The following is a 6227-nucleotide window of genomic DNA, read 5'->3' as shown; positions in this document are numbered from 1 at the left end:
CGCCCTCGGCTTCCGCAATCTCGACAACTACATCACCAGAAGCCTGCTCCACACAGGCGGATTCGGACAAGCCATCCAGACCCACCTCTAAACCACCACCCATACACACCAAAATGCGAAGAGCCACACACGGTCACTCAGACGGCTGTACGTCGCCCGGACCATCATCGGGCAACAACTTCCGCGGATTAGACACACGCAACGCATCACAGATGGCCAAGGCCTTGTCCAACGTCATATTGCCGACGCTTCGGCGTCCAGCTTCAAAATCAGCCACACGTCCTTGACTCATGCCGACCTTTGCGCCTAGCTCCGCTTGGCTTAATCCGCGCTTCAAGCGCAGTTCCCTCAAACCCATAACGCTCATCTACCTAGTGAACCGTTGTATTGAACCACGACGGGATACGAGTGTCACGAACGCGCCCAATCAATTCCATCTGCCCGACGCTGAACGACGGCTAGCCCTCATCTGGACCGGGAGCATCATCGGACAGCAGTTTCCGCGGATTAGACACACGCAACGCATCACACAACTTCAAGGCCGTGCCGAGAGACATTTTCGCGACATCCAGCCGTCCACTCTCCCAATCACCAATCCGGCCATTGCTAACACCTGGCACACGATCGGCCAGTTCTCGCTGCGTCCATCCGCGCTTCAAGCGAAGTTCTCTCAGACCCATAACGCTCACCTACCTAGTGAACCATTGTATTGAACCGCAACGGGAGACGAGATGCCACGACCGCAATATTCAGGAACGCGACCAGCCAATCCGCCCGCCAGCCGACCGCCGAACAAAGACTAGGCCTCATCGGAATCGGAAGCATCATCGGGCAACAGCAGTTCTCTCAGATCACGGACCCTGAGAGCATCCGCCAGTTTCACGGCCATGCCTAGCGACATTCGTTCGATGGGACGAGCTCCTGTTTCCGTTGACGCGATTCGAGATTGCGGCACGTCCGCTTTGACAGCCAGTTCTCGCTGCGTCCATCCGCGCTTCAAGCGCAGTTCCCTCAGACCCATAACGCTCACCTACCTCAACGAACCATTGTATTGAACCGCCGCGTAGTGGAACGGTCATCGTTGACCAGTGCCCCGCAGAACCACACCCGAAATCTGCCCTGTTGTGCCGTATATCCGCGCCTTCCGGCTTGCCGGTCTCGCCTGCGGACGTTCGGAACCGGCCGCGGCCGTTCCGACGAGGGTATCTGCAGAGTGAGGGGTAGATTCCGATCTCTGTCGGCAGGTATCTGCATAGTCAGGGTGTCTCAACGGCCGGATCCCATATACGGCATATTGGGATTCCACGGAAAATGGCCGGTTCGTGTTCCCGGATACACGGGTTCACCCCATAAAGGCACCCTGACTATGCAGATATCTGCGTGCAATGCGCGGAATCTACCCCTCACTCTGCAGATACCCCCATTCCAGACACTCCGAACAGCCTCCTCGATCGGCCGTGCAGCATCTCACCCCCATATTTCGGACATCCCGGCACGCTCCGACCGGTTCCCATCCCGACGAGCACGGGCAGGGCCCCGATCGGCGTGCCGGCAAGCACCTGCGCACCGGCAAATCATGCGATCAACGCGCCGGCGAATGTGCAGATGGATGTTTCAGCGTGTCGGTGAGTGTACTGGCGAGCGCACGGCGAGCGCCGGCGGCCCACGCCCGTTCACCCCTGACGGCTGATGCCGCCCTTGTGCCCGGTGGCCTTGAACGGCATGAAGCCACGGCCGCCGCCCGCATGTCCGCCCGCGCGCACGGTCGCATGTTCGCCGCCGGTGATACTGGCAATGTCTCCGACGCCGCCGAAGGCGGCCGATTCCCGCGAGCTCCGTGCAAGCCCGGCACTTCCGGAGGCCCCGGCACGCCCGCCATGACCACGCGCCGCCCGTACGAAACCGCGCTTCGCCGCGAGCGCACGCTCCCACGCGTCCCGATTCGTCGACGGCTGACCCGCCGTATCCGCGGCCGGTGATGTTCTCTCGCTCATGCCGTCCAGTATGGCATCCCTTCCCCGCGGGCCCCGCATCGTCCTACGCTGGAGATGCATCTCAACATCAAGGAGGAACAAGCATGTCGCAGATGGAACCGCCCGAGATCCCCACGCGCAGGGCGCATGACGGACTGGAGCTGCCGGCCATCGGATTCGGCACGTACAAGGTCAACGGATTCGCCGGAGCCGAGGCCATCGTCTCGGCGCTGCACGTCGGCTATCGGCTCGTCGATTCGGCGTTCAACTACGAGAACGAGGGCATCGTGGGCCGCGCGATCCGCGAATCCGGCGTGCCGCGCGAGGACGTCATCGTCACGTCGAAGCTGCCCGGCCGGCATCACGGCTACGACGAGGCGCGCGCCACCATCGAGGAATCCGTGGCGCGCATGGGCCTCGACTACATCGACCTGTACCTGATCCACTGGCCCAACCCGTCGCAGGGCCAGTTCGTGGAGGCGTGGCAGGCCCTCGTGGACGCGCAGCGGCAGGGCATCGTGAAGCACATCGGCGTGAGCAACTTCCTGCCCGGCCACATCGACCTGCTCATCCGCGCAACCGGAGTGACCCCTGCGGTCAATCAGGTGGAGCTGCACCCGTTCTTCCAGCAGCGCGAGCAGCGCGCCTACGACGACGCGCACGGCATCATCACCGAGGCGTGGAGCCCGCTCGGCCGCGCGAACCAGATGCTCAGGGATCCCACGATCGCGCGCATCGCCGCCAAGCACGGCGTCTCGCCGGTCGCGGCGATCCTACGCTGGCATCTGCAGATCGGCGACGTGGCGATCCCGAAGTCCCTGCACGCCGACCGTCAGCGTGCCAACCTCGACCTGACCGGGTTCGCGCTCGACGACGAGGACATGCGCGACATCGCGGCGATGGACAATCCCGAAGGCTACACGTTCGGCCAGAACCCGCGCTGGCATGAGGAGGCCTGACCGGTTCCGGCGCGGCCGTCCCGTCCGCCCCGGCCGCCGTATCCGCCGATTCCGTGATCGGACCCGCTCAGGCCGTGCGGTGGCTGCGGACGCGCATTCGCGTCCGCAGCCGCCGCACGGCCGCGGGCACGGGCACGGAGGCGGCCCAGACGACCGGTGCGGCCATGATCGCCAGCGCCACGGCCACGGGCCAGAACGAGCCGGCCACGCCGGTCAGACTCGTCATGGCGGTGGAGACGTCGTACATGCCATGCGCCACGATCAGCGGCGTGATCATCCCCGTCCGCCGGAACAGCAGCACGGCCAGCACCGGCCACACCGCGATCGCAAACGCCGCCCACCCGTAGTACAGGTGGAACGGCACGCGCAGCGCCACCGCCACGCACGTCACCGCCCACCACGGCACGCCCGCGTGGCGCAGGCCCAGCACCGGCAGGCCGAGCAGCACCAGTTCCTCGGTCGGTCCGGCGAAGAACATGGCGACCAGATACAGCGTGGCGGCCCAGCCGCTCTCGTAGCGCGTGGCGAACGGGTAGTCGTAGAACGGCGTGCGAATGACGGCCGAGGCGACGTCGATGGCGGCGAATCCGGCAAGCATGCACCAGCAGTACGCGAAGCCCGCGTTCCACCAGTCGCGCCAGCTGGAGCACCGTCGGACCTGCCGCTGCGTTCCGGGATGCGATGTCTCGGAGCGGGTCGTTCCTAAGTGCAATGTCCCTCGCACCGCCGCGAACCCGCAGGCCCGCCGCCGCACCGCGAGGAACGCCGCGCACGCCATCGCGGTCAGCGTCGCATCGTCCAGAATCCGCAGCGCCTGCCCGCGTGCGGTGATCAGGCCCGGCTGCCGCGGCCCCGCATTGCCGGTCAGATCGCGGATGGCGGAGACGATGCCGGCGCGCCAACCCCACCAATACAGCACGGCGACGCATGCCGTCACCGCCACGCCCGTCAGCACGCGACGGCGCGCGACGCGGATCTCGGCATCCAGGATGGGCACGGAACCCGATTCGGGTGCGGCTGGGTCTACGGCGGCGGATTCGGAACGAACGTTCGACATGCCGCGCACTGTAGCAGACGTGACTGGGACGAGGATGCCGGCGCTGCCCGGGTCGGTGCCGATGCCGACGACGGCGACAGCACGACGGCGATGGCAACTCCGGACGGCGCGGCGCAGCGCGACACGATACGCCGCGATGCGCCGCGATGCACGGCGTCCTACGATGACTCGTAGGACGCGCGCCCGAAGACGACAAGGAGACGCCATGCACCTGCGAATGACCAGCCACATCGTCACCGACTACGGGCACGACGCCGAACGAGGCACCGACCCCGGCACCGGACGGATCGACGACATCGTCTTCGTGATGTTCCACGGCTACGGCAACGACGAACGCGAGATGATCCGCGTCATCAGCGCCGTTCATGCGGCCAGCGCGGGCGCCGTTCACGCGGCGGACGCGGGGGCCGATGCCGACTGCGGCCCGAGCTACCTTTCGTTCACCGGCACCGTCACGCGCCCGTACATGGGCGGCGCCTACTGGTATCCCGACGGCTGCGGCGTGGAGGAGCGTCGTGCCGCGTGCAGCGCCGTGGGCGACGCGGTGACGACGCTGCTGGATGCGTCCGCGTGCGCAGGCCGGCGTCTGGTGCTGGTCGGCTTCTCGCAGGGCGCGTATCTCTCGTATCGCATGGTCGTGGAGCATCCGCGGCTGTTCGACGCGGCCGTGCTGCTGAGTCCCTCGTTCCGCGGCGAGGAGCGACCCGACCCGCGCACGCCGGACGCGCTGGACGATGCGCACTGCCATACCCGGTTCCTGCTGGCCTACGGCAGCGACGACCGGACGATCCCGCAGAGCGACCAGCGCACCGCGCAGACGGTCCTCGCCGCGACGGGACGCGCCGAGATCCGTACGTATCCCGGCATGGGTCATGCGATCCGCGACGACGAGATCACGGACATCGCCGCGTTCCTGCGCGGTCTTCCGCGGCGCTGCGTACGAGAGGACGGCGGCTTCCGCGACGCGGCACCGGATGCGGACGTGTTCTGAGCGGTCAGGCAAAACGGCCAGGCGAGACGGCCTAGCATGGAAGCATGATCAGTGACGAGACCATCGCGATGATCCGCGCATTCGTGGCCGAGCGCGGCTGGGAACCGTTCCATACGCCGGAGAATCTGGCGAAGTCGATCAGCATCGAGGCGGCTGAGCTGCTCGAATGCTACCAGTGGGCGCCGCAGATGCCGCCGCTCGGCGACGACCACGCGAAGGACGAGCTGGCCGACGTGCTCATGTACTGCATCATGATGGCCGACGCGCTGCACGCGGACATGGACGGGATCGTGCGGAGCAAGCTGGAGCGCACCGCGCGCAAGTATCCGGCGAAGGCGGTGCGGGACCGTCCGGACGAGGCGATCGCGCGGCACTGGCTGGCCCGCGGCGTGCGGCCAGACGACGTCGAGCGCTGATGCGGCCGATGGCGACGGAGGACGTCCCGACGCGTGCCCTGCGGCTAGACTGGCAGGTGAGCGTCGATGCCCGATGCCCTGACGGAAGGAGCCGACATGTCCGATGCAATGGCCGACGGCGAGGTGCTGTGGACGCAACGCAAGCGCAACTGGTGCCGTACGCCGTTCACGTTCACCACGTATACGCTGACCGCCGAGGAGCTGGCGGTGAAGAGCGGCGTGCTCCGGGAGACGTTCGACGTGACGAAGCTGTTCCGCGTGGTGGACATGACGATCACCCGCACGCTGCTGCAGCGGCTGTTCGGATTGTCCACGATCACGCTGGAGACGCGCGACCAGTCGTCGAACGGACAGACCGTGCTCAGGAACGTCATCCACGGCTTCGAGGTGCGCCGCATCATCCAGCATGCCGTGGACGAGTCGCGCAACGTGAACCGCGTGAGCACGCGCGAGTTCATGGGCGATGGCTATGACGGCGGCGACGGTGGTGCCGTGGACGGCTACGGGACCGACGGCTACGATGCCGACTCTCCCGACCAGTACTGAGACCGATACCGACGACCTACCGGCATCCGCCCGACGCGTCATGTGGTCTGACAGGCACGACGGCGAGGGCACCTCTGCCCTGCCGCTTTCGTGATGCCGGTTCGGTCCGGTGCGCCCGATACCCTCCGCGATCGTCCGGTGACGACCCACGTCTCCCTGGGTATGAAAAAGGCCCGGAGGGGAACACCCTCCGGGCCAGACGTGAATTGCGGCGGCGTGCTACTCTCCCACACCCTATCGAGTGCAGTACCATCGCCGTGCCAGGCCTTAGCTTCCGGGTTCGGA

The 6227-nt window shown here is 66.3% G+C and carries 9 protein-coding genes; 4 read left to right on the top strand and 5 right to left on the bottom strand.

The features are described from left to right. Nucleotides 1-133: 133 nt before the first annotated feature. The 4 genes from G1C96_RS09960 to G1C96_RS09945 all read right to left on the bottom strand — a co-directional run bounded on the left by G1C96_RS09960 (nt 134) and on the right by G1C96_RS09945 (nt 1994). A complete protein-coding gene (locus G1C96_RS09960) occupies nt 134-358 on the bottom strand; it encodes a helix-turn-helix domain-containing protein (protein ID WP_169276435.1) in 225 nt (74 codons plus the stop codon). Between the two features lie 100 nt (nt 359-458). Beyond that, nucleotides 459-680, bottom strand: a complete 222-nt coding sequence (locus tag G1C96_RS09955; RefSeq protein ID WP_169276434.1) for a helix-turn-helix transcriptional regulator — start codon at nt 678-680, stop codon at nt 459-461. A gap of 119 nt (nt 681-799) precedes the next feature. Beyond that, nucleotides 800-1021, bottom strand: coding sequence for a helix-turn-helix domain-containing protein (locus G1C96_RS09950; RefSeq protein WP_169276433.1), 222 nt, complete (start codon nt 1019-1021; stop codon nt 800-802). A gap of 652 nt (nt 1022-1673) precedes the next feature. After that, nucleotides 1674-1994 carry a hypothetical protein gene (locus G1C96_RS09945; RefSeq protein WP_169276432.1) on the bottom strand — a complete coding sequence of 107 codons (321 nt, stop codon included), beginning with the start codon at nt 1992-1994 and terminating at the stop codon, nt 1674-1676. A gap of 83 nt (nt 1995-2077) precedes the next feature. On the opposite strand from G1C96_RS09945, the gene G1C96_RS09940 reads away from it, so the two are divergent. Further along, nucleotides 2078-2932, top strand: coding sequence for an aldo/keto reductase (locus G1C96_RS09940; protein WP_240945204.1), 855 nt, complete (start codon nt 2078-2080; stop codon nt 2930-2932). A gap of 67 nt (nt 2933-2999) precedes the next feature. Here G1C96_RS09940 and G1C96_RS09935 read toward each other — a convergent pair whose 3' ends face one another. Continuing rightward, nucleotides 3000-3929: a CPBP family glutamic-type intramembrane protease gene (locus tag G1C96_RS09935; protein WP_169276431.1), complete on the bottom strand. Its 930-nt coding sequence runs from the start codon at nt 3927-3929 to the stop codon at nt 3000-3002. Between the two features lie 265 nt (nt 3930-4194). Here G1C96_RS09935 and G1C96_RS09930 point away from each other — a divergent pair, with 265 nt between their 5' ends. The 3 genes from G1C96_RS09930 (at nt 4195) to G1C96_RS09920 (ending at nt 5942) form a co-directional block, all read left to right on the top strand. Continuing rightward, nucleotides 4195-4980 (top strand): alpha/beta hydrolase, encoded by a 786-nt coding sequence (locus tag G1C96_RS09930; protein ID WP_169276430.1) that lies wholly within the window; start codon nt 4195-4197, stop codon nt 4978-4980. A 44-nt stretch (nt 4981-5024) separates the two neighbouring features. Further along, entirely contained in the window at nt 5025-5396 is a 372-nt protein-coding gene (locus G1C96_RS09925) for a nucleotide pyrophosphohydrolase (RefSeq protein ID WP_169276429.1), read from the top strand. A 96-nt stretch (nt 5397-5492) separates the two neighbouring features. Beyond that, on the top strand, nt 5493-5942 hold the full coding sequence (locus G1C96_RS09920) for a PH domain-containing protein (RefSeq protein WP_169276428.1): 450 nt from the start codon (nt 5493-5495) through the stop codon (nt 5940-5942). The last annotated feature ends 285 nt before the right edge of the window (nt 5943-6227 follow it).

Source organism: Bifidobacterium moraviense (assembly GCF_012932365.1).
In the GTDB taxonomy this organism is placed as follows: domain Bacteria; phylum Actinomycetota; class Actinomycetes; order Actinomycetales; family Bifidobacteriaceae; genus Bifidobacterium; species Bifidobacterium moraviense.
This window is presented reverse-complemented; position numbering and strand designations above follow the sequence as displayed.